Below are 23024 nucleotides of genomic sequence, written 5' to 3' on the forward strand. Positions count from 1 at the left end.
CACGGGGGACATGCGCGCATCCGCGCGGGGGCAGTCCCCACGGGGGGACCAAGCCCGTGTCGAGAATCACCACCGGCCCTGCCGTTCGCGGTGGGCTGCGCGATAGTCTGTCCGGCGCGCGCGTCGGCAAGGCCGGGGCTTTCCCCGGCTTGCGCACCCTTTTTGCCCGGCGACGCGATGCATCGGCGCCATTGCCGATCCACACCGCGCAATTGCCGATCCTGCATCGCAGCCTCCCCGCGACCGACCCGGCGCCGGTTCCCTTCGTCGCGCGCGACGGGGTGCCGCCGCTCGAGATGGCCCTGCCGCTCGATTGGGACCAGGACCCGCACGGCGATCGCAACTGGCGGGCCCAGCTCAACATGGTGCGCATGGCCGACGGGCACCTGCTGGGCTTCGAACATACGGGTGATCCGCGCTTTATGCGCTGGCCGGTGGCGCTGCACCTCGACTGGTACGATTTCCACGTCGCGCGGGGACGTTCCAGCCGTTATGGCTGGGGCGACATGATCGTGGGCCAGCGTGCGGCGCGGCTGGCTTATGTGCTGGCCGCTGCGCGCGCGCGACCGGGCATCGCATCGCTGTTCCAGCGTCGGCGCCTTGCCGTTTCGGCGGTGGCGCACGCGACGCGCATCATCGATATCAATCCGGTGCGCCTGTCCAACCACGTGTTCGACGATCTCGTGGGCGTCGGCGCGCTGGAGCAGGTCCTGCCGCCCGATCCCTGGCGTGCGCGCATCGCGGCCTTCGTCGATTTCCATCTGCCGCGCCTGTTCGCGATGCAGTTCGGCGAAGGCGGGGTCCATCGCGAGAACTCTCCCGCCTACCAGTCGTTTGCTATTGGCAAGCTCGAACTGCTGGCCGCGACGGGCTGGTTCGATGGCCACGGCATTGCCGCGCTGCTCGCCGATGCGCGCAAGGCCTATCGCTGGTTCCGCACGCCGGAAAACCGCGCGGCGCCGGTCGGTGACAGCAACGGCTATCCCGAGCGCAAGGTCCAGACCACCGCGCCCAAGGAGACCGGGCTGTTCCGGGCCGCCGGCTATCTCGTCCGCCGCGACGATACGGGCGCGAACGATCCTGCGCCGTCGAGCTACTTCCTGTTCATGGGCAGTGCGCAGGCGCCGTTTCACAAGCACAACGACGACCTGTCGTGGCACTGGCACGATCGCGTGCCGATCGTCACCGATACCGGCAAGTACGCCTATCTCACCAACGAGGCGCGCGACTATGCCGTTTCGGCGCGCGCGCACAGCACGATCGAGATCGACCGCCGCGATCCGCTGCCCTCGATGCTGGGCGACCTCATGGCCCATCCCATGGGCGGCGACCTGCTGCGCCATGTCGAGGAGACGCCGCTCGGCACGCTGGTGTCGGCGCGCGCGGTCCATCCCCGGCTCGGCGCGGCGCATGTGCGCACGCTGCTGTACCGACCGGGGCGCTTCGTGCTGATCGCCGACATCGTCGAGGATCTGGCGGCAGACGACGGTGAGGCGGGGGAAGGGCAACCGCTCGAAGCCCGGCCCGTCACCCAGTGGACCCATTTCGCCCCTGCGATCCACCTCGCGCCTCGGGGACCGATGCGCTTTGCGGCGCGGCTGGACGATGGGCGCGGGCTCGACGTGCGCCTTGCGACGGCGGACGAAGGTGCGACGGCGGAGCTGATCCGCGGCGCGCTCGAACCGCGCCGCCAGGGCTGGGCGAGCGAGGCCTATGCCGAATTGACCCCGCGCGATGCGGTCGGCCTGACGGTTCCCGGCCACCTCGGGCTGAGCCGCCTTGGCAGCCTGATCACTCTGGGCACGCCGCCGCGCCGCCTGGGCTGGACACGCCAGAACCGGCTCCGTGCGGAGTTCGCCGACGAAACGATCGTGCTGACGCCGGACGCGGGCGGGGCGGGCGATCGCCCGCTCGTCCGCCTGCGCCCGCCGCCGGCACCGACGGGTTAGAGGACGAAGTCGCCCGCCTGCAAGGTGCCGCTCAGCGACAGCACGCCGATCGAGTAGTCGGGGTCGGCATCGTTGTCGCTGTTGATCTCGACGCGGAACACGTTGGAGATCCCGGCCGAGACCACGCGGATCTGCCCCGGCGTGCCTGCGCTGAACGCGTCGGTGCCGATGAAGGTGAAGGCCTGATCGCCTACGAGCCCGCGATTGGCGTCGAGCCGGGACAGGTCGATCCGGTCGCCTTCGCCGTGGTTGAAGTCGCGCACCATATCGAGTTCGAAGACGTTGGTGACGAAGCGCTTGAGTTCGTCATAGCTGCTCCACACGAAGCGGTCGGCGCCCAGCCCGCCGGTCATCGCGTCCGGGCCATTGCCGCCGACCAGCATGTCGTCGCCAGCACCGCCCACCAGCCGGTCCGCGCCCAGATCGCCGTACAGGCGGTCGTTGCCGGTGCCGCCCAGCAGCACGTCCGAACTGTCGCCACCATAGAGCCGGTCGGCCCCCGCATCCCCGACCAGCGTGTCGCGGCCCAGCCCGCCGCGCAGCGTGTCCGAGCCGCCGAAGCCGCGGATCGTGTCGTTGCTGTCGCCGCCCGTGATCGCGTCCGCACCCGACCACAGCGCCGCGTTGAGCGCGTCGCTATCGCCGTTGCGCATCGCGGTCAGGAAGCTCGCCAGCGACAGCGAGAACCCGCTGGCGGTGGTTTCGAGCGTATCGAAGCCGGTGATGGTGCCAGTGATCGGCCCCAGCGAAAAGCTGTCGGAGGCGTGGAGCACAAGCGTTTCCATGCTGCCGCCCATGGCGAACGTCAGCGTGTGCGTATCGGGCGAGATCACCGGCAGGGCGCTCTGGTCGAACAGGAAGTGCTCGATCGTCTCCTCGCGGAAGACATTGGTCCACGATTCACCCACGGGTGATCGGTTGGTGACGATGGTCATGGCGGTCCTTTCCCTTGTATCTGTGCCGACACCCTACTTCATTCCGGACCACGCTTCGTGATCCAGATCATGAACCGCGGACCATCTTCACCTTGTCGCTAGAGCACGAAGTCGGCCGCTGTCGGCGCGCCCGTCAGCCCGATCACGACGAACGCGTATTCCGCCGCCGAATCCGCGTCGGTATTGAATTCGACATGGAAAATGCCGGGGAAGCTGGTCGTCGCCACGCGCACCTGGCCCGCCGCGTTGGTGCCGAATGCATCGCTGCCGATGAACGCGAAGGCCTGGTTGCCCGCAAGGCCCGAATTGGCGTCGACCCCGGACACGTCGAGCTTGTCGCCGTCGACCCGGTTGAAGTCTCGCACGAAGTCGGCCGCGAACAACTGGTTGGGGTTGAGTACGCCGAACTCTGCGGCGCTCTTCCAGATGAACACATCGGCGCCGCTGCCGCCCACGAGCCGGTCATACCCCGCGCCCCCGGTCAGCTGGTCGTTGCCACTGCCGCCGAGCAGCTGGTCGTTGCCGCCTTGGCCATAGAGCTTGTCGGCGCCCGTCCCGCCGGACAGGCGGTCATCGCCGTTGCCGCCATAGAGCTTGTCGGATCCTGCATCGCCGATCAGCGAATCGTTGCCGTCGTTGCCGAACAGCGTGTCGCTGCCGCCAAAGCCGCGGATCGTATCGTTGCTGGCGCCGCCGTTGATGGTGTCCGAGCCCGCCCATACGGCGGCGTTGAGCGCGTCCACGTCGCCGTCGCCGATCAGCGCAAAGAAGTTGGCGAGCGGGACAGACACACCGCTGACGACGGTGTCGGAGGTTTCGAACGCGCCGATGGTTCCGGTCGGCGGACCAAGCGTGAAGGTGTCGACCGCCGTGAACACGAGCTGCTCGTCACCGAATGTGAAGGTCACTTCGGTGCCGTCACCGCTCAACAGCGGCGCCTGCGTCTGGCCGAAGAGAAAACGATCGACCGTATCGGAGTCGATCATGTTGCTCCATTCTTCGCCCGCGCCCGAACTGGTGCTGACAATGGCCATCGGCTTTCCCCTCAGTATTGTTGTCTATTCGGAGGATATGCCTCCGTGACGTCAATCGCAAACGGGAAAATGGTGGCTCAGGTGCCTGCGGGGGCGGCTTTCGGCGTGCGCGCGGCGAGCCAGTTGACCGCCGCCTTGATGTCCTCTTCGGGGATCGCGCCGTCGGCCATCAGGCTGTCGCCGCTGCGATTGTTGCGGATCGCGATCGACGGCGTGCCGCCAACGCCCGCCGCCTCGCCCGCAGCGCCTTCGGCCATCACCCGGCGCAGCGTCTCGCCCGAACGGCGGCAGTTGCGCAACAGCGCGGTGTCGCTGGCACCCGATGCCACCGCGAGGCTGAGCACGGGGTCCGCCCCACCTCCCGCGCGCGCCGGAATGCCGCGCCCATTGGTGGCGGTCATGGCGAGGTAGGCGTCGAGGAAGCGGTAGAAGCCTTCCGCGCCGCTCTGGTCGGCAACGCACAGCGCCATCGCGGAGGCCGCCATCGCGGGTTCGCCGTGGAACGGCAGGGGCAGCAGCCGCACCACGAGGTTGAGCCTGCCCTCGGCGGCATCGACCAGCCGCTCGCCGGTGTTGCCAAAGACCTTGCAGTAGGGGCATTCGGGATCGATCCACACGATCAGCGTCAGGTCGGCGTCCGCCGGGCCATAGATGCGGTCGCTCTTGCCCGCAGGTGCCACCAGATTGCCCGGGCGCCAGCCGCCTTCGCCGCGCACCGTATCCTCGGCGCCGTTGCTCTGTCCGGGCAGCGGCATGGCCGGGGTCGCCATCGCGGCGGCGGGAAAGGCGAGGGCCAGCGCGGCGGCGAACAGCGAGGCGGGCAGGGGGCGGATCAAGCTGCAATTCCTTCGGAACGGATGGGATGCGCCCCTTTCACGCGGGTGTGGCGGGCGTGTGACAAAGCGCCTGGTCCTCGCCCAGCGCGGGGGCGTGCAGCGAAAGGCGGGCGGGTTCGTGCATGAAGCGGATCGGTGTGCCGATGTGGCGACGGCCCAGCGCATCGGTGGGGATGAATCCGCGCGCGGCGACCTGTTCGTCATCGAGCGCTTCGGGGTAGGTCTTGACCGGACCCCAGCACACGTCGAGCCGGTCGAGCAGCGCGCCCGCTTCGTCGAGCGACATACGCGCGAAAGTTGCGCGCAGCAGATCGACCACCGGCTGCTGGTGCGGTCCCGGTTCCTTGCACAGGGGCGCAAGGTCGAGCCGCCCGAGATGGCCGAGCAGTGCCTCGATGAACTTCTTCTCCTGCCCGGCGATCGCCAGCATCCGCCTGTCGCCGCATTCGTACCAGCGATAGAACGCGCCGCCGCCCGTGGTGCGTTCGTGCGCCACGTCGGGTTGCCGCCCTTCGGCCAGCGTCGGCCCCATGACGTTCGAGGTGGCCGAAAGCAGCGTCTCCTGCATGGAGATGTCGATGAAATCGCCGCGGCCCGTGCTCTCGCGCGCCAGCAGCGCCATCAGCACGCCCGACAGGCCTTGCAGCGCTGAAAGGTAGTCGGACACGGGAATGCCCGGCATTGCGGGCTTGCCATCGGCGCCCAGCGTCGCGCCCAGCACGCCGGTCATCGCTTCGAGCGCCAGATCGTGCGCAGGGCGTTTCGCCAGCGGTCCGTCCTGCCCGAAGGCGCTGATCGCGCAGTAGACGATGCGCGGGTTGCGGGCAGAGAGCGTGGCGTAGTCGATGCCCAGCCGCGCGGCGACGCCGGGGCGGCTCGATTCCACGACGACGTCGGCGCTGTCGACCAGGTGCAGGAACGCGGCCCGGTCGGCTTCGTCCTTGAGGTTCAGCACAACGCTTTTCTTGCCCCGGTTGAAGGCGCGGAAATAGACGGTGTCGGGCCCGTCGGACAGGCCGATGTGGCGGGTGTGGTCGCCGCCGGGCGCTTCCACCTTGATCACTTCGGCGCCGTGGTCGGCCATGGCGAGGGTGAGGTAGGGGCCGGGAATGAAGCTCGACAGATCGAGCACCCTGATACCTGCCAGTTTCACGCGCGCCTCCTTCTCATTCAACCGATCGGTTAAGCGCGATCGGGGATGCGGTGCGCAAGGTCAAGCGCAGCGGCGCTCAATTGTCGTTGACGTGGTGGCGCGACAGCACTCGGCTGATGTGATCGAGCCGCTCGTTTTCGAGGTCTTCGATCTCGCGCAGCAGGCGCGAGATCTCTTCGTTCTCGATCGCATAGGCGAGATCGTCGAACGCCTGCGGCACCGGCTGGAGCGGATAGGCCATCTGCAGGCAGCGTGACAGCCGCGTGCGCGCCCAATCGCCGCTCTCGACGATACGTCGCCGCGCCTTGCGTGCTCCCAGCGTAACCGTGCGACCGCGTTTAGCCATCATGTCCTGCATCGGATGAGTGCGCGCGAGCCTATGGCAAATCCTTGAACAAAAGTCGAATCCCTCCTGCGCGGCGGGCGTAAGTGGCTTCGCGCAGGAAGGTTGCGGAGAAGCTGGGTCAAACTCCGTCCCGAAACCGTTCCAGTCGGGCCACCGCATCGTCGATCATCGCTATCGGCTTGCAGTGGCACAGGCGCACGATCGTGGTTGGGCCGCCATCGCCTTCCCACAGCGCCGAGATGGGGATCGAGGCGACGCCAGCCTCGCGCACCAGCCGTTCGCTGAACGTGCGATCGTCGAGCGCTATGCCCGAGGCGGCAAGGTCGATGCAGGCGAACCATGTCGCGGCGTTGGCGGCAACGGCAAAGCCCGCTGCGGCCAGCCCGTCGATCAGAGCGCGGCGCGAGGTTGCCCATTCGGCGAGGATCGCAGGGGGCAGGGCGGCGTCGGCCAGACCCTCGGCCACCGCCCATTGCAGCATTGGCGGCGTGGTGAAGGTCAGGAACTGGTGCGCCTTGGCCAGCACCGCCGCCATGTCTGGCGCGGCGACCATCCAGCCGACCTTCCACCCGGTCGCGCCGAAGATCTTGCCCGCCGATCCGATCTTCACGGTGCGTTCCGCCATGCCGGGTTCGGCCAGCAGCGAGCGGTGGGGCACGCCATCGAAGCGCACCATTTCCCAAACCTCGTCGCAGATCGCGATGAGGTCGTGCTCGATGCAGAGGCGGGCCAGCATGGCAAGGTCGGCGGCGCTCGCCACGGTGCCCGCCGGGTTGAGCGGATCGTTGAGGATCAGGGCGCGGGTGCGGGGCGTGATAGCGGCGCGGATCTGCGCCTCGTCATAGGCCCAGAGCGGCGGGGCGAGCGGCACGAACACCGGCACCCCGCCTGCGCGGCGCACCATCGGCGCATAGGCATCGTATGCGGGCGCGAACAGCAGCACCTCGTCGCCGGGGCTGACCACGGCGAGGATCGACGCGGCGACGGCCTCGGTCGCGCCCGAGGTGACGATCACGGCGTCGCGCGACAGCGCCAGCCCTTGTTCGCGGGCATAGAATGCGGCGACCGCATCGCGCAGTTCGGGCAGTCCGGCCATCGGTGGATAATGCTGCGAGCGTTCGTGCAGCGCGCGGACCACGGCCTGCGTGAGTTGCGCGGGCGGCGGAGCATCGGGAAATCCCTGACCGAGATTGATCGCGCCGGATTCGCGGGCGAGGCCCGACATCCATTCGAACACGGTCAGCGGCAGGCCGGTATAGACGGGCGAAAGGCGCGCGGCGGGAGAAGTCATCGCGTCCCAGCCTATAAGGTGAGAGCAAGGCGCGCCAAGCGCTTTGTCGGCAGTCTGGTCAATCATGACTTGTCGGGCGGGGCGGGACGGGTATCGTGCGCGCAAAAGGAAGATGGAGAGGTAACATGAAGGGCTTGTTCGATCTGACCGGCAAGGTGGCGCTGGTGACCGGCGGCAATGGGGGCATCGGCCTAGGCATGGCCAAGGGCCTCGCCATGCACGGCGCCAGCGTTGTCATCTGGGGCAACAAGCCCGAAAAGAACGCGCGTGCGGTCGAGGAACTGCGCGCCTTCGGCGGCGAAGTGCGCTGCGAGCAGGTGGACGTTGCCGACGAAGCCGCCGTGATCGCAGGCGTGCAGAAGATCGTCGACGAGTTCGGCCGGATCGATACGGCGGTGGCCAATGCGGGCATCTCGATCGGCCGGGCCAGCATGTTCGATATCAGCATCGAGGACTGGCAGCGGATCGAGGGCATCAACATCCACGGTGCGTTCTGGACCATGCGTGAGGCAGCGCGGCACATGCTGGCGCGCGGCGCGGCCAGCCCCGAGGACCGGGGCGGCTCGATCGTCTCGATCTCCTCGACCAGCGCGATCCACGGCGCGGCGCGCAACGAACACTACGCCGCGACCAAGGGCGCGGTGCTGACGATGACGCGGGCGATGGCGGTCGAACTGGGCCGCAAGGGCATCCGGGTCAATGCGATTCTGCCCGGCTGGGTGCGGTCGGACCTGACCGGCGGCTTGCAGGACAACGACAAGTTCAATGCCAACGTCATTGCTCGCGCGCCGGTCGGGCGCTGGGCCGATGGCGATGATTTCTCGGCCATCGCGGTCTACCTCGCCAGCGACCATTCGCGCTTCCACACTGGGGATTCGATCGTGATCGACGGTGGTTATACGATCTACTGACAGGCCTTGCAGTTGACCGCGCCGGGGCATTGGTGAGAAGGAACCGCATGGCCACACAGCTTGCCGATCCTGCCGATGCCCCTGCCGCCCGCCCGCGCAAGTTGACACGGCGCGGCGCGGACACGCGCGAGAAGATCCTCGACGCGACCGTGCGCGTGATCGTCTCGTCGGGCTTCGCCGCCATGACGATCGAGCGGGTGATGGCCGAATCCGGGATCAGTCGCGGCTCGGTGCTGCACCAGTTCCCTAACCGGTTGGCGTTGGCAGTGGCGACCGCCGAGCGCACCTTGCAGGTGGTGATCGACCTTGCGCGTGCGGACTCGGCGCTGCGGCCCGACGCCTTCGAACGGCTGGCGAGCCATGCAGAAGTGGTGTGGGCGGCGCATTCCAGCCCCGAAGGCCTCGCGCTCAACGAGATCATCATGGCCGCAGGTTGGGACCGCGAACTGGCCGAAGGCATCCGCCCGATCATCGAGGAGGTCGAGGCGGACATCCGCATACAGTTCGTCGACATGGCGCGAGAGGCGGGGTTGCCCGATCCCGAAGCCTTCGTGGCGCGCGGCTGGTGGCTGGTGTCGAGCGTGCGCGGCCTCGTCATCGAGCACCGCCTGCTGCAGCCGCGCCCGATGATCGACGCCGCGATCGAGGAGATGAAGGCCAGCCATCGCCGTTATTGCGAGGCGCTACGCGACAAATTGGTCACGCTTGATTAGTTTGAGTTGACCGACTCCCCGCGGGGTGCCAGTTTTGGCGCAGCACACGACGGCCACCAGGCCGCAGCGGGAGTAGGACATGCGGTTTACGGGCAAGGTTGCGATCGCCACCGGCGGGGCCTCGGGCATCGGGGCGGCATTCGTGCGCCGCCTGCATGGCGAGGGCGCTAGCGTGATGATCGTCGACCTCGATGCGGACAAGGGCGCGGCGCTCGCCGCCGAACTCGATGAGCGCGCGGCGTACCGCCAGGTCGACGTGTCCGATTTCGACGCGATGGCCGCGCTTGCCGCCGCCACTGAACAGGCGTTCGGCGGGATCGACGTGCTGTTCAACAACGCGGGCATCGGCTGCTTCGGTGAAACCCCCGACCTCGATGTCGAAACGTGGAAGCGCGTGATCGCGGTCAACCTCGATGCCGTGTTCTATGGCTCGAAGGCGGTGATCCCCTACATGAAGAAGCGCGGTGGCGGCGCGATCGTCAACACTGCCAGCGCCTCGGGCATGGCGGCGGACTATGCCTTCACCGCCTATAACGCCGCCAAGGCCGGCGTGATCAACTATACCCGCTGCCTGGCCATCGACCATGCCAGGGACAATATCCGCGCCAACGCGATCTGCCCCGGCCCGGTCGAAACCCCGATCCTGGTGACCGGCGTCGATGCCATTCAGGGCCTGCGCGCCGAATGGGAACGACGCGTGCCGATGAACCGCTTCGCCCGTGCGGACGAGATCGCGGCGGTGGCGGCGTTCCTCGCCAGCGACGACGCCAGCTACCTGACCGGCGCGTCGATCCCCGTCGATGGCGGCCTGACCGCGCATACCGGACAGCCTGATCTGCGCCCGCTGATGGGCGCGGCGTGAAAAACACAGAGGAGAGTGCCATGACCGACGAAACCGAAAAGGCGATGGCCGATGTCGCGCCGTTCAAGATCTATCGCGCGGCGTCCGCCAAGGACTTCAACGAACTGACGCACATGGAATACGCCGGCATCACCCCCGTGATCGAGGCGGCACTGGTCAAGGCGGGCGAAGCCTCGTCGAAGGACAGCGGGCAGGTCGTCAAGGAACTGTTCTCGATGCCGGGGATGAGCCTGACCTACGCCTGGTTCAAGAGCGGCTTTCCCCTGCCGCTGCACACCCACAACGCCGATTGCCTCTACTACATCATCGCGGGCACGCTGAAGCTGGGCGTCGAGGAACTGGGCGCGGGCGACGGCTTCTTCGTGGGCAGCAACGTGCCCTATACCTACAAGCCGGGGCCGAACGGGGTGGAAGTTCTGGAATTCCGCACCGCCGACAAGTTCGACATCCGCTTCCTCGGCAAGACCGAAACCTACTGGAACAAGACCATCGGCGCGATTGCCGAAAAGCAGGACGCGTGGGTCGGCGAACGGCCGCCGCATGAACTCGCAGGCCAGATGGTTCCCGCCGAATGAGCGCAGGGGCAACGATGCGGGCCGTGGTGCGGCGCGGCCCGCGCCTGCTGGTGGACGATGTGCCCGAGGCCGCCGCGGGCGAGGGGCAGATCCTCACCCGAGTGTTGTCCTGCGGCATCTGTGGCTCGGACCTTCACGCGGTCCACAGCCTTGAACACACCGTCGAGATGGGCCGCCGTTCGGGCGCGGCCGACACCATCGATCCGGCGCAGGATCTGGTCATGGGCCACGAATTTTGCGCCGAAGTGCTGGAAAGCGGCCCCGGAACCGCAGGCCGGTTCAAGCCCGGCACGCGCGTCGTGTCCACGCCTTTCGCCTTCGGGCCGCAGGGGGGCGAACTGATCGGCTTCTCCACGCGCTTTCGCGGTGCCTATGCCGAACGCATGGTGCTGACCGAGGCGCTCTGCCTCGAAGTGCCCAACGGCCTTTCGCCCGAAACCGCCGCGCTGACCGAGCCGCTGGCGGTGGGCCTTCACGCGGTCAACGCCGCGCACCTGACCGACAACTCGGTGGCGCTGGTCGTAGGCTGCGGGCCGATCGGCCTCGCCGTGATCGTGGCGCTGAAGCGGCGCGGCGTCGGCCCGGTGATCGCGGCTGACTTTTCGCCTGCGCGCCGCGCGCTCGCCGAAAAGCTGGGTGCGGACGTGGTGCTCGATCCGGCGCAGGCCTCGCCGCACGGGCGCTGGGAGGACTTCGATGTGCCGCAAACGCTCGCCTCGATGGGGGCGGCAGCGCTGTCGGGCCGGGCGATGCGCGATGCGGTGGTCTTCGAATGCGTTGGCGTGCCCGGCATGCTGCAATCGCTGATCGAACAGGCCCCGCCTACCGCGCACGTCGTGGTTGTGGGCGCATGTCAGGAAGACGACCGCATCCTGCCGGTCATCGCGATCAACAAGCAACTGCGCTTCAGCTTCGTGTTCGCCTACACGCCGGACGAGTTTGCCGAAGTGCTGCAGGCACTGGGCGAGGGCGCAATCGACGGCACGCCGTTCCTGACCGGCGCGGTATCGCTGGACGATACACCGGCCGCGTTCGAACGGCTGGGGCGTCCGGGTGAAGACGTGAAGATCATGGTCCAGCCCTGGAAGTAAGGGCTGGCGCCGGACGCGCTGGCTTTGTCAGGCCCCTGTCATCACGCCAGCGCGTTCAACCCGTGCAGCACGCTTTCGAACAGCTTGCGCCCGTCGCTGCCGCCCTGCGCGGCTTCGATCATGCGTTCGGGGTGCGGCATCATGCCCAGCACGTTGCCGCGTTCGTTCAACACGCCGGCGATGTCACGCTGCGAACCGTTGACCTGCTCCAGATAGCGGAACGCGACGCGGCCTTCGCCTTCCAGCCGATCGAGCGTTTCGGCATCGGCGAAGTAGTTGCCGTCATGGTGCGCCACGGGAATGGTGATGGTCTGGCCGGGCAGGTAGGCCGAGGTAAACAGCGAGTTCGCGTTCTCGACCTTCAGCTTCACGTCGCGGCAGACGAAGCGGATCCCCGCATTGCGCATCAGCGCGCCGGGCAGCAGGCCCGCTTCGGTCAGCACCTGGAAACCGTTGCACACGCCGAGCACGGGCACGCCGCGGCCAGCCTGTTCGACCACCGCCTGCATCACCGGCGAGCGCGCGGCCATCGCGCCCGAGCGCAGGTAGTCGCCATAGGAGAAGCCGCCGGGCAGCGCGATCAGGTCCAGCCCTTCGGGCAGACCGGCATCGCCGTGCCATACGCGGTGGACCGTGCCGCCGCTGATCTCCTCGATCGCCACCGCCATGTCGCGGTCGCAGTTCGAGCCGGGAAAGGTGATGACGGCGGCGGTGAACGACATCAGGCGGCGACCTTCTCGATGCGGTAGTTTTCGATGACCATGTTGGCCAGCAGCTTGCGGCACATGTCGTCGAGCGCTTCGTCGCTGACGTCGTCGGCCAGGTCCAGCTCGATCAGGCGGCCAGCGCGCACGTCGTTTACGCCTGCAAAGCCCAGGCCTTCAAGCGCGTGGTGGATGGCGCGGCCCTGCGGATCGAGAACCCCGTTCTTGAGGCTGACGTGGACGCGGACTTTCATGGGCGGGCGGCCTTTCGAAAACTGGAATGCGGGACTCGGGCCGCCCTATGCCCCCAAGCGCCGCGAAGGGCAAGTTCGGGGGCGCCTCAGCCTCGTCGCAGGTCCGCGAGCGCTCCTGCGGCGAGCCCGACAAGGAACCCACCCGGTCCGGTGACGAGGATGCCGAGCAATGGCCCCTGATTGGCCTCCGGTGTCAGCACGATCGGGCCGACGAACCCTGCGACAAAACCGATGCTGCCCAGAAGGCAGCCGCCGCGCAGGGCGCTGCGCACGATCGTCACAGCACGAGGTCACCAGCCAAGATGCTGGCGCCGTTGTCGAGCGTGATCACGAGGTCGGCGCTGCCATCGCCATCGACATCGCCGCTGATGGTCGTGACCCCGCCCGACGTGACGGCGCGCAATTCACCGGCCAGGTTGTGGAAGGCCTGCGCGCCAATGAAGGTGAAGGCCTGGTTCCCGGTAGCGCCGGATTTTGCGTCGACGAGCGACAGGTCGATCTTGTCGCCTTGCGCCCGGCTGAAATCGGTGATGCGATCCTTGAAATCGAGCACCATGAACCGGAAGCTGTCTGCGCCGGTGCCCCCTGTGTAAGTGTCGTCACCTCCATCCCCACGCATGATGTCGTTGTCATCGCCGCCGTTGATGACGTCGTTGCCAGCGCCGCCGAGGATCTGGTCGACCCCGGCATTGCCATTGATCGTATCGTTGCCGCCGCTGCCGCTAAGGGTGTCGCCGCCGGCATCGCCGTTGATGGCGTCTTCGCCGTCGCCTCCGGTAATCGTGTCGTTGCCGTCATCGCCGTTGAGCGTGTCGTTCCCGGCATCGCCGTTTAGCGTGTCGTTGCCCGCATTGCCGTTCAGTTTGTCCGCGCCATCGCCGCCTGTAAGGCTGTCGTTGCCATCGCCGCCGCGCAGGGTATCGACGCCCAGACCGCCATCGACGGTATCGTCGCCGAGCCCGCCATCGATGATGTCATCGCCATCCACGCCCGAAAGCCGGTCTGCGCCCGCATCACCGTTGATCGTGTCGTTGCCGACGCCGCCGCTCACGCTGTCGTCGCCGTCTTGGCCGTTGATCACGTCATTGCCGGCTTCGCCATTGAGCGCATCACTGCCCGCCCCGCCGTTGATCGTGTCGTTGCCGTCATCGCCGCGCAGCGTATCGTTCCCGGCATCGCCGTTCAGGGTATCGTTGCCGCTACCTGCGTTCATGATGTCGTTGCCATCGCCGCCGTTGAGCGTGTCGTCGCCCTCTTCGGCGTTGAGCGGGTCGCCCGCCGCGCCGAACGTGTCGTTGCCTGTCCCGCCGTTCAGGATGTCGTTGCCGCTGCCGCCAAGCATCAGGTCGTTGCCCGCACCGCCATTGAGGGTGTCGTTGTCAAAGCTGCCCTGCAGCCGGTCGTCCCCGGCATCCCCATTGAGCGTATCGCTACCGATATCGCCGAACAGGTCGTCGTTGCCTTCGCCTCCGTTGAGGACGTCGTTCCCGGCATCGCCGCCCAGCGTGTCCCGGCCGTCGTTGCCGACCAGCGTATCGTCGCCCGCCCGGCCAGAGAGCGTATCGTCCAGTCTTCCGCCAACGAGGCGGTTGGCCAGCTCGTTGCCGGCGAGCGTGTTCGCAGCGCCGGCCGACCCTATCACGTTTTCGAAGTTGGTGTAGCTGTCGCCCAGCGCCGCGCCGGCAGAACCGAAACTTCCGTCAAGCGCGAGCATGACACCATCGCTGCCGGTGAAATCGAGCGTGTCGACTCCCGTGCCGCCGTCGACCGCTTCACCCACCGCACCCGCTGCGAAGAAGTCGTTCCCTCCTGCCAGCACCACCCCGATGGCGACGGTGCCGGTCGCGCCTGCGTTGTTGAAGGAATCGTTGCCGTCGCCGGTGATGACGCCGACGGTGATCGTGCCGCGATTGGTGATCTGGTTGTCGCCCGCGCCCAGGGCGATCGACTTGATCGTGCCCCCGTTGTTGAACACGAAATCGGCATTCGCGCCGCCTGTGATCGCGCCCAGGATTCGGCCGGTGTTGGTCAGGGTGTTGATGCCATCGCCCAGATCGAGCGTGCCATCGACCCGACCGTCGTTGATGAAGGTGTCATTGCCATGCCCCAGCGCGAGGCGGCCGATGCGACCGCCATCGTTGGTGACGGTGTCGTTGTCGGCCCCGCCCGTGACCGCGCCGGTTATGCGCGCGGCGGTGGTCAGGACGTTGGCCCCATCGCCCAGGTCGATGGCGGTGATCCTGCCGGTTTCATGCGCGATGGTGTCTGCCCCGGTACCGCCATACACGGTGCCCGCGATCGTGCCGAGATTGCTGAGCGTGTCATCGTCGCCGCCGAGGTAGACGTCGCCGCGGATCGACCCTTCGTTGTCCAGCGTGTCCGCACCGGCCTGCAGGTCGATGTCGCCGCGAATGCGTCCCGCGTTGTCGATCTTGTCCGCCTGGAGGTCGGTGGCGATGGCGTAAGTGTCGGTAGTGGAGATGAGGCCTTCGTTGAGGATCGTGGTCACGCCGCTGCGCGCCTCGATCCCGATCGTGCCGGTGATCGCACCGTAATTGCGCACGAGGAAGGCGGGCGCGGTTTCGTCGGGCAGAACGGCAGGGTTGAGCGGCGGGCCAGCCAGCTTTTCAACGCCTTGGACCAAGCCAGCGCCCAGGAACACCGCGCTGCCGCTCAAGCCGATGATCTCGCCCCGGTTCTCCACGCGCACGAAGCTGCCGAACAGGCGCGTACCGTTCAGATCGCCGGTCAATTGGCCGGTCGCCGTGACGGTGAGGCGGGTGGCGGCGTTGTCCACGGCAATGGCGCTGTCGCCGCCCGATAGCGAGCCGCCCACGACGATGCGGTGGTCGGTGCCCGTGCCATAGACGGCGTTGGCGGTAATCGACGTCACCTGATAGCCGACCGGCACGATGAGATTGTCGCCGTCCGCCAGCACGATCGAATGCCAATCGGTCACGATGTTTTCGCCAAAGCGCGTCGTCATGGAGTTCTCCCTTGCCCGGCAGGAGGGCGGCAGGTTGCAGAAATACGGCTAGGTGCCGTTAATATGATTTTTATATCAGTAAAAAATTTCGATATTTCAAAGATTAGATAGCGGTTATCAAAACTCTTAGAAGAATTGACGAAAATATACTTGTATGTTTTAGAAGATATAGTCCGATCCGGTCTGAATTTTCGCCATTCTGCCGACCCGGCCGAATGTGAAGGCGCGCGCACGTGAAAGCCCGTGCATCGCAAATCGGCGCTTCATGCTGACGGGTGCGTCAGTTATGATGGTGCCATGCCTCGAGTCACCCCGCCCGATCGTCGTTCCCGCATCCTCGATGCCGCGCGTGAAGCCTTTGCCGAGCGTGGGTTCGCAGGCACGCGACTGGAGGACGTGGCCGCCAGGGTGGGGATCAGCCGCTCCGCGCTTTATCTGATGTTCGACAGCAAGGAGGCGGTGTTCCGGGGCCTCGTCCACGCATTGGTGGGCGAAGTGCTGCCGGTGGGGCTGCCCGATAACCTCGGCAACGTGCCTGCCCCCTATGCCTTGCGCGGGTTCCTGCGCGCCGCCTTCGTCCGCCTGACCCGGCCCGATCTGTCTTTCCTGCCGCGCCTGATCGTGGGTGAGGGGAGGCAGTTTCCCGACCTCGTGCGCGTATATCACGACGAGGGCGTGAGCCGCGTGTTGGCCGTGGTCGAACGCATCATCCGCCACGGCCTTGCGCGCGGCGAGTTTGCTTGCGCTGATCCCGCGCTGGCGGCGCGCAGCGTGGCGGGCGGCGTGATCATGACCGCCCTGTGGAAGACCGTGTTTGAACCCGCCGGGGCACCGCCGATCGATGTCGATGCCATGGCCGCGCTTCATGCCGACATGGTGATCGATGGCCTTGCCGTCCGGTCGGGGGCGCCGACATGAAGGCCCCGCCGCGCCCCGTGCTGGTGGTGGGCGCGCTGGCACTGGCGGGCGCGCTGGCACTTGCGTTCGCGCCCGGCGAGGAGCCAGACCGCTGGCTGGGCTATGTCGAGGGCGAGGCGCTCTATGTTGCTGCACCGGTATCGGGCACGCTGGCGCGGTTGCCCGCGCAGCGCGGCGATGCGGTGAAGGCGGGGCAGTTGCTGTTCGCGCTCGATCCGCAGACCGTCGATGCCGCAGAAGCGCAGGCGCGCGCCGAGCTGGCAGGCGCGCAGGCGCAGCGCGCCGACCTTGCCGGAGCCCGCCAGCGCGCGCCCGAACTCGACGTGGCGCGCGCGGCGCAAGCGTCGGCGCGGGCGCAACTCGCGCGTGCGCAGGCCGACTATGCCCGCTTTTCGGCCCTTGCCGCCAAGGGCTTTGCCAGCCGCACCCAGCTCGATGCGGCGCGGGCCGCGCGCGATGTTGCGGCAGCAAGCGTGGCGCAGGCTCTGGCCGAGGAGCGCAGCGGCGAGCTTTCCGCCGGCCGCGCGCAGCAGCAGCAGGCGGCTGCGGCCGGCGTTGCTGGCGCGGCGGCGGCCCTTCAGGCGCAGCAGCGGCGGCAATCGGAGATCGCGCCCGTCGCGGGCGCTGCCGGAACGATCGAGCAGACTTTCTTCAATCCCGGCGAATGGGTGCCCGCCAACCAGCCGGTTCTCGCGCTGCTGCCCGCCGATCGGCGCAAGCTGCGCTTCTTCGTGCCACAGAACGCGGTGGCCCGGTTGCGCGCGGGTCAGGTCGTCCATTTCACCTGCGACGGGTGCGGGGGAGCGCGGAGCGCGACGATCCGCTACATCGCACCACGCGCCGAGTTCACCCCGCCGGTGATCTACAGCGAACACGCGCGATCGAAGCTGGTGTTCCTGGTCGAAGCCGCCTTGCCGGTGGACAAGCCGCTGCCGCCGGGGCTGCCGGTGGCGGTTGAGCCTGTTGCAGGCGTGGCGCGGTGAGCGAGGCGGGCGGAGGCGCGGGTGCCCGGACAAGAGGTAGGTTTCGCGCAAAGACGCAAAGACGCAAAGGCGTTTGCGCCGCAGGCAGATATTGCCTGATCTTGCCGCCGAAGAAAAAAGCGGCTTCGCCGCACGCGCAACCACTTGGCCTCTTTGCGTCTTTGCGCGAACCATCTTCCCGGTCATCGTACCATGGATGAGGCTCCCGTCATCGACGTGCGCGGGCTGACCAAGCGGTTCGGTGGGCGCACGGTGGTCGATGCGGTGGACCTGTCGGTGGCGCGCGGGCGGATCTGCGGGTTCTTGGGGCCGAACGGATCGGGCAAGACAACGACCTTGCGCATGATCTGCGGGTTGCTGATTCCCGATGCGGGCGAGGGCACTGTACTCGGCTTCGACATGCGGCGGCAGCGCAGCGCGATCAAGGCGCGGGTTGGCTACATGACGCAGAAGTTCGGGCTGTTTTCCGACCTGACCATCGCGGAAAATCTGGAGTTCTTCGCGCGCGTCCATGGGCTCGACCGGCGGGGCGAGCGCGTGGACGAGGCGCTGGAGCGGCTGGGGCTTTCCAGCCGCAGTGGCCAGCTTGCGGGCAGTCTGTCGGGCGGGTGGAAGCAGCGGCTGGCGCTGGCGGCCTGCGTGCTGCACGAACCGGAGATCCTGCTGCTCGACGAACCCACTGCCGGCGTCGATCCGCAGGCCCGGCGCGAGTTCTGGGAGCAGATCCACGACCTTGCCGCGCGGGGCATGACGGTGCTGGTCTCGACCCACTACATGGACGAGGCCGAGCGCTGCCACGAGATCGCCTACATCGCCTATGGCCGGATGCTGGCGCGCGGGACGATCGAGGAGGTGGTGGCCGCTTCGCATCTCCATGCCTTGCAGGGCGAAGGTCGCCTTGAAGACGGAAGGGGCGCGGACCGGCTGGCGGCGGAGATCGAGCAGCGGCCCGGCGTGGCGATGGCCGCGCCGTTCGGGGCGGCGATCCATGTCTGCGGGCCGGACGCGCAGGCCTTGCGCGACGCGGTTGCGCCTTGGGCCGACCGCATCGCGTGGCGCGAGACGAAGCCGAGCCTGGAGGACGTGTTCATCCACCTGATGCGCGGGGCCGAGGACCGATCGGTGGCGGTGCGGTGATGATCCAGCCCCAATCCCTCCAGCGCATCCTGGCGATGATCTTCAAGGAGATCCGCCAGATGACGCGCGATCCCGGCACCGTGGGCATGATGCTGGCGATGCCGCTGGTGCAGTTGATGATCTTCGGCTTTGCGATCAACAACGATCCGCGTGGGCTGCCGCTGACGGTCGAACTCAACGATGCTTCGCCCTTCGCGCGCTCGGTCGATGCAGCGTTGCGCAACACCGGCTATTTCAAGGTCACGCGGGTCGTGTCCGCGCCGGGGGAGGGCGAGCAGCTGCTGGCGCGGGGCGAGGTGCAGTTCGTGGTCACCGTGCCGGTCGATTTCGGGCGCGATCTGGTGCGGGGGCGGCGGCCGCAATTGCTGCTGACCGCCGATGCGACGGATCCTGCGGCTACCGGCAATGCGCTGGCGGCGGTGGAGCAGGCGGTGGCCGGCGCGATGGTGCATGACCTGATCGGGCCGCTTGCCATTCGCCAGCAGGGGCCCTCGCCGGTCGAGGTGGTGGTGCACCGCAGCTACAACCCCGAGGGGATCACCAGCCACAACACCGTGCCGGGGCTGCTGGCGGTGGTGCTGTCGATGACCATGGTGATGCTCACCGCGCTGTCGGTCACGCGCGAAGTGGAGCAGGGAACGATGGAGAACCTGCTGGCCACGCCGCTGCGCCCGGTCGAGGTGATGGTGGGCAAGATCGTGCCCTACCTGATCATCGGCGTGGTGCAGATGGCGGTGATCCTGATGGCCGCGCACTTTGTGTTCCGCGTGCCGTTCATGGGTTCGATCGCCCTGACGTTGTTTGCCACGCTGCTGTTCATGGTGACGAGTCTTGCGCTCGGATTCACGCTCTCGACCGTGGCGAAAAGCCAGCTTCAGGCGATGCAGATGAGCTTCTTCTACATGCTGCCGTCGATCCTGCTGTCGGGCTTCGCCTTTCCCTATCGCGGGATGCCGCAATGGGCGCAGATCGGGGCCGAGGTGCTGCCGACCACGCATTTCGTGCGGCTGGTGCGCGGCATCATGCTGAAGGGTTGGACGCTGGCCGATGCGGCGGGCGAGATGGGAGTGCTGGCGCTGATGCTCGCCGTGCTGGGAACGGTGGCGGTGCGGCGCTATCAGGATACGGTCGCCTAGCTCTCCGCGAAGGTGAACGGTTCGGCGGTTCGGCGGTAGTCGTCGGGCAGGATTTCGCGCCCCAGCGGCGGTTCGGCGCGGGCGGCGCATTGCGCGCGGTTGCACAGGCGGCAGGTGACGCCGATCGGCGTGGGTGCGGGGTCCTGGCCCTTGGCATAGACGAGCTTGCCCGCGTGTTCGGCCGCGCAGGCGAGCGCGATGGCGCGGATCGTGCGCGGACGCCCGTGCGCGCCGCCGCCCGCGCTGACGGTGCGCGCGATCGAGAAGAAGCGTTGGCCGTCGGGCAGTTCCAGCCATTGCGTGACCACGTCGTCGGGGCGGCGGAACACCGAATGCAGGCTCCACAGCGGGCAGCCGCCACCGTGCGCGGCGAATGGAAAGCCCGCGCCGTCGAGCCGCTTGGAGACGTTGCCGGCCTCGTCGACGCGGATGAAGAAGAACGGTACGCGCTCCTGGCCAGGACGGCCCAGCGTCGTCAGTCGGTGCGCGACTTGTTCGAAGCTCGTGCCGAACTGGCCGGCCAGCGCTTCGATGTCGTAGGCGCGCGCATCGACCGCGCGGGCGAACTTGTCGTAGGGCATGACCAGCGCCGCCGCGCCGTATGCCGCCAGCGCGCGGCGGACGAGCGTGGCGGCGGTCGGGCTGGCGAAGCTCTCGCCGCGCAGCAGGGCCGATATCTCGGACCGCAGCGCGGTGTAGCTGGCGTGCATGGCCATCTGCCAGGCGCGCTGCGTAGGGCCGAGCGTATCGTCGAGCAGGAGTTGTTCGTTGTGGCGGTCGTAGCGGCGGATCGAGCCCATCATCACGTCTGAGGGCAGCAGGCGGACACGCAGGCCCTGCTGGCGCAGCCATTCGCGCATCGAGCCCGCCTTGTCGATCTCGCCCGCCAGTTCCTCGGCGCGCGAATCGATCGTCGGGAAATAGTTGCGCCGGTCGGCCACGAAGCGCCGCGCCTCGGCCACGGGATCGACGCCGCGCGTCGTGCCGCCATCGGCGCGCAAACCGGCGAGCGCCTGCTGTTCGCGCACGTAGGCGCCGTGGAGGCGCAGCATTGCCTCGGTAATGCCGGGGAAGCTGGTGGCGACGTCGGCCACTTCGAGCGGCGGCAGGTCGATTTCGGCAAAGATCGGATCGCGCAGCACGTCGGCGAGGCGGCGGGCGTAGTCGTCGCGTTCTTCGGCGGCGAGGTCGGCCATGTCGAGCTTGTAGGCGCGGGCGAGGCGCAGCAGCAGGTCGGCGGTGAGCGGGCGCTGGTTGCGTTCGAGCAGCGCGATGTAGCTGGCGGAGATGTCCAGCTCCTCGGCCATGGCGGCCTGCGTCAGCCCCAGTTCGCGGCGCAGGCGCTTGATGCGCGGGCCGAGGTAGAGGGGTTTTGTTGATGAAACACCTGCACGCACCAGCGAACGCTCCTGCCTTCAACAAACCAGCGCTTGTCACGCCTGCACAGCTATACAAGCATTTCCTGTAAAGTTTGACAACAGGACTTCGCAGGGGCTGTCCGAATCCCCTCGGGCGGCGTTATCCGGGTCTCAGCAAACGAACCCATGCGCCCAAGGAAACGCTGCCATGACCTACCACAGCAAGATCAACGAGGCCCGCCAGGCGATCGCGCCCTTCCAGAAGACCTGGGACGGCATCGAGGCCGAGAGCGTCGCGCGCATGCGCCTGCAGAACCGTTTCCACACGGGGCTCGACATCGCGCGCTACACCGCCAAGATCATGCGTGCCGACATGGCCGCCTATGACGCGGACCCGTCGAAGTACACGCAGTCGCTGGGCTGCTGGCACGGCTTCATCGGGCAGCAGAAGCTGATCTCGATCAAGAAGCACTTCGGCACCACCAAGGGCCGCTACCTGTACCTGTCGGGCTGGATGGTCGCCGCGCTGCGCAGCGAATTCGGTCCGCTGCCCGACCAGTCGATGCACGAGAAGACCAGCGTGCCTGCGCTGATCGAGGAACTCTACACGTTCCTGAAGCAGGCCGATGCCCGCGAGCTGGGCATGCTGTTCCGTGAACTCGACGCGGCCAAGGCGGCTGGCGATGCGGTCAACACCCACCGCCTGCTGCACAAGATCGACGAGTTCGAAACGCACGTCGTGCCGATCGTCGCCGACATCGACGCAGGCTTCGGCAACGCCGAGGCGACCTACCTGCTCGCCAAGAAGTTCATCGAAGCGGGCGCCTGCTGCATCCAGATCGAGAACCAGGTCTCGGACGAAAAGCAGTGCGGCCACCAGGACGGCAAGGTCACCGTGCCGCACGAGGATTTCCTCGCGAAGATCCGCGCGGTTCGTTACGCGTTCATGGAACTCGGCGTCGATGACGGCGTGATCGTGGCCCGCACCGACTCGCTGGGCGCTGGCCTGACCAAGCAGATCGCCTACACCCGCGAAGCCGGCGACATTGCCGACCAGTACAACTCGTTCCTCGATTGCGAGGAAGTCGATGCCGCGAATCTCGGCCACGGCGACGTGCTGATTGCCCGCGACGGCAAGCTGATGCGCCCCAAGCGCCTGCCCAGCAACCTGTTCCAGTTCCGCCCCGGAACCGGCGAGGACCGCTGCGTGCTGGACTGCATCACGAGCTTGCAGAACGGTGCGGACCTGCTGTGGATCGAAACCGAAAAGCCGCACATCGGCCAGATCGGTGGCATGGTCAGCCGCATCCGCGAAGTGATCCCGAACGCCAAGCTGGTCTATAACAACAGCCCGTCGTTCAACTGGACGCTGAACTTCCGCCAGCAGGTCTATGACGCCTATGTCGAAGCGGGCAAGGACGTGTCGGCCTATGATCGCGCCAAGCTGATGAGCGTGGACTATGACGAGAGCGAGCTGGCGATCGAGGCTGACGAGCGCATCCGCACCTTCCAGCGCGATGCTGCGGCGCAGGCGGGCATCTTCCACCACCTGATCACGCTGCCGACCTACCACACCGCGGCGCTGAGCACCGACAATCTCGCCAAGGAATATTTCGGCGAGCAGGGCATGCTCGGCTACGTCAAGGGCGTGCAGCGCCAGGAAATCCGCCAGGGCATCGCCTGCGTGAAGCACCAGAACATGTCCGGTTCGGACATCGGCGACGACCACAAGGAATACTTCGCCGGTGAAGCCGCGCTCAAGGCCGGTGGCGCCGCCAACACGATGAACCAGTTTGCTGCCTAAGGGCAGCAGCGGGAACCAGTTCGCTGCCTGACGGCGGCTGACGAAACC

At 67.3% G+C, this 23024-nt stretch carries 22 protein-coding genes; 11 read left to right on the plus strand and 11 right to left on the minus strand.

What is annotated here, in order from left to right:
* Positions 1–56: 56 nt before the first annotated feature.
* Positions 57–1949: a heparinase II/III domain-containing protein gene (locus tag K3A84_RS20515; RefSeq protein WP_225008578.1), complete on the plus strand. Its 1893-nt coding sequence runs from the start codon at positions 57–59 to the stop codon at positions 1947–1949.
* On the opposite strand, the gene K3A84_RS06845 is transcribed toward K3A84_RS20515, so the two are convergent.
* The 6 genes from K3A84_RS06845 to K3A84_RS06870 form a co-directional block, all read right to left on the minus strand.
* Positions 1946–2884: a calcium-binding protein gene (locus K3A84_RS06845; RefSeq protein WP_225008579.1), complete on the minus strand. Its 939-nt coding sequence runs from the start codon at positions 2882–2884 to the stop codon at positions 1946–1948. The genes K3A84_RS20515 and K3A84_RS06845 overlap by 4 nt on opposite strands.
* A 98-nt stretch (positions 2885–2982) precedes the next feature.
* Positions 2983–3918 (minus strand): calcium-binding protein, encoded by a 936-nt coding sequence (locus K3A84_RS06850; protein ID WP_225008580.1) that lies wholly within the window; start codon positions 3916–3918, stop codon positions 2983–2985.
* Between the two features lie 77 nt (positions 3919–3995).
* Positions 3996–4754 carry a DsbA family protein gene (locus tag K3A84_RS06855; RefSeq protein WP_225008581.1) on the minus strand — a complete coding sequence of 253 codons (759 nt, stop codon included), beginning with the start codon at positions 4752–4754 and terminating at the stop codon, positions 3996–3998.
* 37 nt (positions 4755–4791) lie between these two features.
* Positions 4792–5907: a CaiB/BaiF CoA transferase family protein gene (locus K3A84_RS06860; RefSeq protein ID WP_225008582.1), complete on the minus strand. Its 1116-nt coding sequence runs from the start codon at positions 5905–5907 to the stop codon at positions 4792–4794.
* Positions 5908–5983: 76 nt separating this feature from the next.
* Positions 5984–6256, minus strand: a complete 273-nt coding sequence (locus K3A84_RS06865; RefSeq protein ID WP_225008583.1) for a hypothetical protein — start codon at positions 6254–6256, stop codon at positions 5984–5986.
* A gap of 115 nt (positions 6257–6371) precedes the next feature.
* Positions 6372–7544: an aminotransferase gene (locus K3A84_RS06870; protein WP_225008584.1), complete on the minus strand. Its 1173-nt coding sequence runs from the start codon at positions 7542–7544 to the stop codon at positions 6372–6374.
* A 125-nt stretch (positions 7545–7669) separates the two neighbouring features.
* Between K3A84_RS06870 and K3A84_RS06875 the strand changes: the two genes are divergently transcribed.
* From K3A84_RS06875 to K3A84_RS06895, 5 genes are all read left to right on the plus strand, one after another.
* Positions 7670–8455 carry an SDR family NAD(P)-dependent oxidoreductase gene (locus K3A84_RS06875; protein WP_225008585.1) on the plus strand — a complete coding sequence of 262 codons (786 nt, stop codon included), beginning with the start codon at positions 7670–7672 and terminating at the stop codon, positions 8453–8455.
* 47 nt (positions 8456–8502) lie between these two features.
* The gene (locus K3A84_RS06880; protein WP_225008586.1) at positions 8503–9168 is read left to right on the plus strand and encodes a TetR/AcrR family transcriptional regulator; all 666 of its coding nucleotides are present in this window, start codon (positions 8503–8505) and stop codon (positions 9166–9168) included.
* A 79-nt stretch (positions 9169–9247) separates the two neighbouring features.
* Entirely contained in the window at positions 9248–10030 is a 783-nt protein-coding gene (locus K3A84_RS06885; RefSeq protein ID WP_225008587.1) for an SDR family NAD(P)-dependent oxidoreductase, read from the plus strand.
* 20 nt (positions 10031–10050) lie between these two features.
* Positions 10051–10605 (plus strand): cupin domain-containing protein, encoded by a 555-nt coding sequence (locus K3A84_RS06890; protein ID WP_225008588.1) that lies wholly within the window; start codon positions 10051–10053, stop codon positions 10603–10605.
* Entirely contained in the window at positions 10602–11696 is a 1095-nt protein-coding gene (locus K3A84_RS06895; protein WP_225008589.1) for a zinc-binding dehydrogenase, read from the plus strand. Before K3A84_RS06890 ends, K3A84_RS06895 begins: the two co-directional genes overlap by 4 nt.
* 41 nt (positions 11697–11737) lie before the next feature.
* Here the strand turns inward: K3A84_RS06895 and purQ are convergent, their stop codons facing one another.
* The 4 genes from purQ to K3A84_RS06915 form a co-directional block, all read right to left on the minus strand.
* Positions 11738–12418, minus strand: coding sequence for a phosphoribosylformylglycinamidine synthase subunit PurQ (gene purQ, locus K3A84_RS06900; RefSeq protein WP_225008590.1), 681 nt, complete (start codon positions 12416–12418; stop codon positions 11738–11740).
* Positions 12418–12654 (minus strand): phosphoribosylformylglycinamidine synthase subunit PurS, encoded by a 237-nt coding sequence (purS, locus tag K3A84_RS06905; protein ID WP_225008591.1) that lies wholly within the window; start codon positions 12652–12654, stop codon positions 12418–12420. The genes purQ and purS overlap by 1 nt, the downstream gene beginning before the upstream one ends.
* Positions 12655–12740: 86 nt before the next feature.
* The gene (locus K3A84_RS06910) at positions 12741–12935 is read right to left on the minus strand and encodes a hypothetical protein (protein ID WP_225008592.1); all 195 of its coding nucleotides are present in this window, start codon (positions 12933–12935) and stop codon (positions 12741–12743) included.
* On the minus strand, positions 12932–15640 hold the full coding sequence (locus tag K3A84_RS06915; protein ID WP_225008593.1) for a calcium-binding protein: 2709 nt from the start codon (positions 15638–15640) through the stop codon (positions 12932–12934). The genes K3A84_RS06910 and K3A84_RS06915 overlap by 4 nt, the downstream gene beginning before the upstream one ends.
* A gap of 297 nt (positions 15641–15937) precedes the next feature.
* Here K3A84_RS06915 and K3A84_RS06920 point away from each other — a divergent pair, with 297 nt between their 5' ends.
* The 4 genes from K3A84_RS06920 (at position 15938) to K3A84_RS06935 (ending at position 19814) form a co-directional block, all read left to right on the plus strand.
* On the plus strand, positions 15938–16558 hold the full coding sequence (locus K3A84_RS06920; RefSeq protein ID WP_225008594.1) for a TetR/AcrR family transcriptional regulator: 621 nt from the start codon (positions 15938–15940) through the stop codon (positions 16556–16558).
* Positions 16555–17541, plus strand: a complete 987-nt coding sequence (locus tag K3A84_RS06925; protein ID WP_225008595.1) for an HlyD family secretion protein — start codon at positions 16555–16557, stop codon at positions 17539–17541. Before K3A84_RS06920 ends, K3A84_RS06925 begins: the two co-directional genes overlap by 4 nt.
* A 192-nt stretch (positions 17542–17733) precedes the next feature.
* Positions 17734–18678, plus strand: a complete 945-nt coding sequence (ccmA, locus tag K3A84_RS06930; protein ID WP_225008596.1) for a heme ABC exporter ATP-binding protein CcmA — start codon at positions 17734–17736, stop codon at positions 18676–18678.
* Positions 18678–19814 (plus strand): ABC transporter permease, encoded by a 1137-nt coding sequence (locus K3A84_RS06935; RefSeq protein WP_225008597.1) that lies wholly within the window; start codon positions 18678–18680, stop codon positions 19812–19814. The genes ccmA and K3A84_RS06935 overlap by 1 nt, the downstream gene beginning before the upstream one ends.
* Here K3A84_RS06935 and K3A84_RS06940 read toward each other — a convergent pair.
* Entirely contained in the window at positions 19811–21211 is a 1401-nt protein-coding gene (locus K3A84_RS06940; RefSeq protein ID WP_225008598.1) for a helix-turn-helix domain-containing protein, read from the minus strand. The genes K3A84_RS06935 and K3A84_RS06940 overlap by 4 nt on opposite strands.
* Positions 21212–21380: 169 nt before the next feature.
* Here K3A84_RS06940 and K3A84_RS06945 point away from each other — a divergent pair, with 169 nt between their 5' ends.
* Positions 21381–22976 (plus strand): isocitrate lyase, encoded by a 1596-nt coding sequence (locus tag K3A84_RS06945; protein ID WP_225008599.1) that lies wholly within the window; start codon positions 21381–21383, stop codon positions 22974–22976.
* Positions 22977–23024 lie beyond the last annotated feature (48 nt).

Source organism: Novosphingobium percolationis (genome assembly GCF_020179425.1).
GTDB lineage: Bacteria > Pseudomonadota > Alphaproteobacteria > Sphingomonadales > Sphingomonadaceae > Novosphingobium > Novosphingobium percolationis.

What these genes read in the sequence shown, in the direction of transcription:
- K3A84_RS06920 (WP_225008594.1), top strand. Translation starts at nt 15,938, where the DNA reads ATGCCTCGAGTCACCCCGCCCGATCGTCGTTCCCGCATCCTCGATGCC.
- purS (WP_225008591.1), bottom strand. Translation starts at nt 12,654, where the DNA reads ATGAAAGTCCGCGTCCACGTCAGCCTCAAGAACGGGGTTCTCGATCCG.
- K3A84_RS06870 (WP_225008584.1), bottom strand. Translation starts at nt 7,544, where the DNA reads ATGACTTCTCCCGCCGCGCGCCTTTCGCCCGTCTATACCGGCCTGCCG.
- K3A84_RS06865 (WP_225008583.1), bottom strand. Translation starts at nt 6,256, where the DNA reads ATGATGGCTAAACGCGGTCGCACGGTTACGCTGGGAGCACGCAAGGCG.
- K3A84_RS06890 (WP_225008588.1), top strand. Translation starts at nt 10,051, where the DNA reads ATGACCGACGAAACCGAAAAGGCGATGGCCGATGTCGCGCCGTTCAAG.
- K3A84_RS06935 (WP_225008597.1), top strand. Translation starts at nt 18,678, where the DNA reads ATGATCCAGCCCCAATCCCTCCAGCGCATCCTGGCGATGATCTTCAAG.
- K3A84_RS06885 (WP_225008587.1), top strand. Translation starts at nt 9,248, where the DNA reads ATGCGGTTTACGGGCAAGGTTGCGATCGCCACCGGCGGGGCCTCGGGC.
- K3A84_RS06925 (WP_225008595.1), top strand. Translation starts at nt 16,555, where the DNA reads ATGAAGGCCCCGCCGCGCCCCGTGCTGGTGGTGGGCGCGCTGGCACTG.
- K3A84_RS06915 (WP_225008593.1), bottom strand. Translation starts at nt 15,640, where the DNA reads ATGACGACGCGCTTTGGCGAAAACATCGTGACCGATTGGCATTCGATC.
- K3A84_RS06875 (WP_225008585.1), top strand. Translation starts at nt 7,670, where the DNA reads ATGAAGGGCTTGTTCGATCTGACCGGCAAGGTGGCGCTGGTGACCGGC.
- K3A84_RS06945 (WP_225008599.1), top strand. Translation starts at nt 21,381, where the DNA reads ATGACCTACCACAGCAAGATCAACGAGGCCCGCCAGGCGATCGCGCCC.
- K3A84_RS06895 (WP_225008589.1), top strand. Translation starts at nt 10,602, where the DNA reads ATGAGCGCAGGGGCAACGATGCGGGCCGTGGTGCGGCGCGGCCCGCGC.
- K3A84_RS06880 (WP_225008586.1), top strand. Translation starts at nt 8,503, where the DNA reads ATGGCCACACAGCTTGCCGATCCTGCCGATGCCCCTGCCGCCCGCCCG.
- purQ (WP_225008590.1), bottom strand. Translation starts at nt 12,418, where the DNA reads ATGTCGTTCACCGCCGCCGTCATCACCTTTCCCGGCTCGAACTGCGAC.
- ccmA (WP_225008596.1), top strand. Translation starts at nt 17,734, where the DNA reads ATGGATGAGGCTCCCGTCATCGACGTGCGCGGGCTGACCAAGCGGTTC.
- K3A84_RS06850 (WP_225008580.1), bottom strand. Translation starts at nt 3,918, where the DNA reads ATGGCCATTGTCAGCACCAGTTCGGGCGCGGGCGAAGAATGGAGCAAC.
- K3A84_RS06845 (WP_225008579.1), bottom strand. Translation starts at nt 2,884, where the DNA reads ATGACCATCGTCACCAACCGATCACCCGTGGGTGAATCGTGGACCAAT.